General features: G+C 68.1%; 3 protein-coding genes and 1 pseudogene. 3 read left to right on the top strand and 1 reads right to left on the bottom strand.

All coding sequences use genetic code 11. The features are described 5' to 3' along the window. The first annotated feature begins 209 nt into the window (after positions 1-209). Complete coding sequence (locus Acy02nite_RS47450) at positions 210-344, top strand: hypothetical protein (protein ID WP_264653493.1); 135 nt, start codon at positions 210-212, stop codon at positions 342-344. Then, positions 338-1,342: a PIN domain-containing protein gene (locus tag Acy02nite_RS45920; protein ID WP_203756608.1), complete on the top strand. Its 1,005-nt coding sequence runs from the start codon at positions 338-340 to the stop codon at positions 1,340-1,342. Before Acy02nite_RS47450 ends, Acy02nite_RS45920 begins: the two co-directional genes overlap by 7 nt. A gap of 306 nt (positions 1,343-1,648) precedes the next feature. Here Acy02nite_RS45920 and Acy02nite_RS45915 read toward each other — a convergent pair whose 3' ends face one another. Further along, entirely contained in the window at positions 1,649-1,831 is a 183-nt protein-coding gene (locus Acy02nite_RS45915) for a hypothetical protein (protein WP_203756597.1), read from the bottom strand. 387 nt (positions 1,832-2,218) lie between these two features. Here Acy02nite_RS45915 and Acy02nite_RS45910 point away from each other — a divergent pair. Then, a pseudogene (locus Acy02nite_RS45910) lies at positions 2,219-3,687 on the top strand (hypothetical protein); the annotation flags it as partial.

The raw sequence follows: 3,687 nt of genomic DNA, 5'->3' as shown, positions 1-3,687 counted from the left end.
CGCCGACCTGGTCGGCGCCGAGGCCGCGGTTACCGCCTGGCGCCGCGGCCAGCTGCAGCTGCGCAAGGCTCCGTCGACGGTCAACCAGGCCTTGGCCGCGGTCGACCTGCTTTACGAGCACGGCGCTGGCCTGCGCCTGGACGTCGACCGGATCCGGATCGACCGGCCCGGCGGGCCAGACGCCTTGGAGCCGGCTGAGGAGGAACGCGTTGTCGGCGCTGGCGCACCAGATCGCCGGGCTGCTCGCCGGCGGCTGGACCGAGGTGGAGATCCGTGCCGCGCTGGCGAACGCGGAGCAGGTCGAGACCGCGCCGGACGCCAGCGCCCAGGAGCGGCGATGGTGAACAGCACTCAAACGTGCTGGGCACGAGCGCCGCGAGCAGCGACGGGTCGCCGACCAGGCCTGACCAGCCCGGGCTTTTACGGTGGTGCTGAGCTGTCCAGCGCTGGCAGGATCTTCGCCATGCTCGTCACTCTGTCGCCCGGTGCCCAGGCCACTCATGTGCTCGACCTGTTGTTTCGCGGCAAGACCACGATCGGAAACAACTACGGCGAGCTGACCACCTACCTGGACTGGGCGAACGAGAACGCCCGGGTGCTGCGCAACCAGGTCCGGCCCACCGACATTGACCGGCTGATCTTCACGCCGCGGTTCTGGCGGCTGGCCGAGTTCGGTGACCGCCGCGACCGTTTCACTCGTGACCTGCTCAGCGCCGAACTCGCCGAGCGGGGCGAGGCGTGGGAACGAGCCTGGACGGCGCTCAAAGCTGAGGTCGACCGCTGGCCGGGTGGTGAACTTGTCGTGGTGGACACCAGCGTCTTCATCCACCACCCCGACAAGATCCGTGAGATCAAGTACGCCGAGGAGCTCGGCCTCGGATTCGAATCGGTGCGCTTGGTCGTACCCCGGGTGGTGATCGACGAGTTGGACCGGCTCAAGGAGTCGGGCAACCACCAGAGCCGATGGCGGGCTGGGCACACTCTGGGCGTGCTGGACGAGCTGCTGTTCCACCCACGGTCGCGCGTGACGATCCGCGAAGCCGACAACTTCAGCGCGGTCGTCGAGACCGGTGGAATGCCCCGTGACGCGGTCACTATCGAGGTGTTGTTCGACGACGTGTACCACGTGAGGCTCGACGACAACGACGACGAAATCATCGATCGGGCTCGCGCTCTGCAGAACTATGCCGGACGGCCCGTCCGGCTGCTGACCATGGACACCAGCATGGCCTTGCGCGCCCGGATGCTTGACCTGCGCGTCTCTAAGCCCACCAAGGAAATCGGCGACGAGCCACCCAAGCAGGGGCCTAAGCCCGTGGTCAAGACCAAGGCGACGCCGTAGACGCCCGGAGCCGCTGTTTCGCGGGGTGGCTGAGCGGTGTGTCGGCGGTGACGGGCAGCGGCGGTGCCCGTACGTTCGGTATTCATGAGCGACGATGAGGGTGGGCCAGCGTTCGGGTTCGGCGCGGGCGGGCGGCCGTTGTGGTCGGTACGCGACAAAACCGCTGAGGACATCCGGGCGCTGCTGCGCCGGGCCGGGCACCGCGAGCTCGGCGACCAGCGCGGCTGGACGGGTCAACTTCCGCCAACCTGCGATTGCGGTCTCTGCGTCCGGCCTAGCGTGATCTGAACAGCTCAAATACGGGGGTTAGATCATGTTCACATCACGCTGGCTGTCCAGGGCGGCGTTGCTCATCGCGTTCGCGGCTACGTTCACTGGCGCCGGTGCCATCACACCCAGCTCCGCGCTTACTGCCACGTCGCCGACCGCAGCAACGGTTAGCAGCTGCTCCCCGGGCGACGACTGCTGACGCACTTCGCCGAAGGTCATCTACTGCAACTCTGCCTCGTGAGCCGGTGCACGTGCGGAATTCGGTTCCTACCGTATTCGTCGATCTTGGGGTCGGGGCGGGACCCCGACCCCTCATCGTTACCGCTTGTCTTTCTCGGCGAGGACGGCGATAAGGGTGATGGTGGCGGCTGCGAGTTCGAGCAGGTCGCCGATAGCCTGGGCGATGGTGGTCCAGTCGATCATGGTGTGCTCCCGCTTTCGTGGTGGGCGGGGTGGCCGGCCGGACCCCTGGTACGGATCGACTGAAGCAGCAGGTCAGGGTATTCAGCGACGGCTGTGAACCAACCCGAACCGGGTAGCCGGGGACAACGGCGGCGGACTGCTGGTCGGGTATCGCGGTGGGGTGGCACGGTCTACGTTGGGTGGATGGTGTTCGCCGAACAGCCACCGAACAGCGACCAGGGTCCGGATCCGAACACGGTTCACACATTGCCGGAGCTGGCGGCAGCGTTCGACGGGCTGCGTGGTACCCACTCGTACACCGATTTGATCAAGGCGGCGAAGGGGCTACCACCGCGTGATGGCCGGCAGCCTGCGTTGTCCAGGGCCACTCTCAGCTCTCTGGTGAGTAAGGCCGAGTCGGTGCCGGAGCGGGACACCGTGATCACGTTCCTGGCGGTGTGCGGCGTTCAAGAGCCGGGTCAAGGGCCGTGGCTGGCGGCGTGGGAACGGGTGAAAACGCGCCATTTGCGCCGTCCGGCCGGCGCCCGGCGGGTTCGGGAGGCTGATCCACGGATGCTGGGGGTGCATGCCAGCATCCAGGTGGAGCCCGGCGCCGACAGCATGCCGCCGTACGTGCCCCGCGACCTCGACGCCGAGTTGCGCACCGCGATAACCGCGGCCGCCGGCGCTGGCGCTGGCGGGATGGTCCTGCTCAGTGGTGGTTCGTCGGTGGGCAAGACGCGGGCGTTGTTCGAGACGGCCCGTTCGGTGCTGCCGGAGTGGTGGCTGCTGCACCCGGTCGATGCCGCCGCGGTGCGCGCGTTTGCGCAGGCGCCGGCGCCGCGGACGGTGGTGTGGCTGGATGAGCTGCAGCGCTATCTCGATCAGCCCGGTGGGCTGCCTGCCGGGCTGGTGGGCGGCATGCTGGCCGCCGGTGTGGTGGTCTTGGCGACGCTATGGCCGGATGAGGTGACCGCCCGCACCGTACTGCGGGTTTCCGGTGAGAGCGACCGGCATGCCGAAGACCGGGAGTTGTTGAAGCTGGCCCGGATCATTGACGTGCCCGGCGTGTTCAGCACTAACGAGAGGCACCGCGCAGAACAGCTCGCCCGTGACGGACGGATCCGTATTGCGCTCGAGCACGCTGACCCGGGCGTCACGCAGGTCCTCGCGGCCGGTCCGGAACTGATCCGCCGCTGGCAGCACGCCCCTGCCAAGGACTGCTATGGCCAGGCAGTCATCACGGCGGCCTTGGACGCGCGTCGCGTCGGCGCGCAGGCTTCGCTCACCGTCGCCTACTTGAAGGCGGCCGCACCGGCCTATCTGACCCCACGGCAGGTCGCTGACGCTCCGAAGGACTGGTTCGAGCCTGCCGTCAGCTACGCGACCCAACTGGTGCACGGGGCTGCGTCCTGCCTGATCCCCGTACCCGCGGGGATGGGCCAGATCGCGGGCTACCTCACCGCCGACTACCTGCACCAGAACGCCCGTAAGGTGCGACGATCCATGCCGCTGCCCGCGGAGGTGTGGGACGTTCTCGTCCAGAACCACGATCCCCGCGACACCTACCGGCTCGCGCGCAGCGCCAACCTGCGAGGCCGCTCCCTTCACGCAACAGCACTTGCCCGAAAGGCTGCCGCGGCCGGCGACACGCCCGCGACTCGGCTCTTGGT

Origin of the sequence: Actinoplanes cyaneus (genome assembly GCF_016862095.1) — a bacterium.
Taxonomy (GTDB): Bacteria; Actinomycetota; Actinomycetes; order Mycobacteriales; family Micromonosporaceae; genus Actinoplanes; species Actinoplanes cyaneus.
This window is presented reverse-complemented; position numbering and strand designations above follow the sequence as displayed.

Coding starts and splice junctions, on each gene's coding strand:
- Acy02nite_RS45915 (WP_203756597.1), bottom strand. CDS start 1,831: ATGACCTTCGGCGAAGTGCGTCAGCAGTCGTCGCCCGGGGAGCAGCTG.
- Acy02nite_RS45920 (WP_203756608.1), top strand. CDS start 338: ATGGTGAACAGCACTCAAACGTGCTGGGCACGAGCGCCGCGAGCAGCG.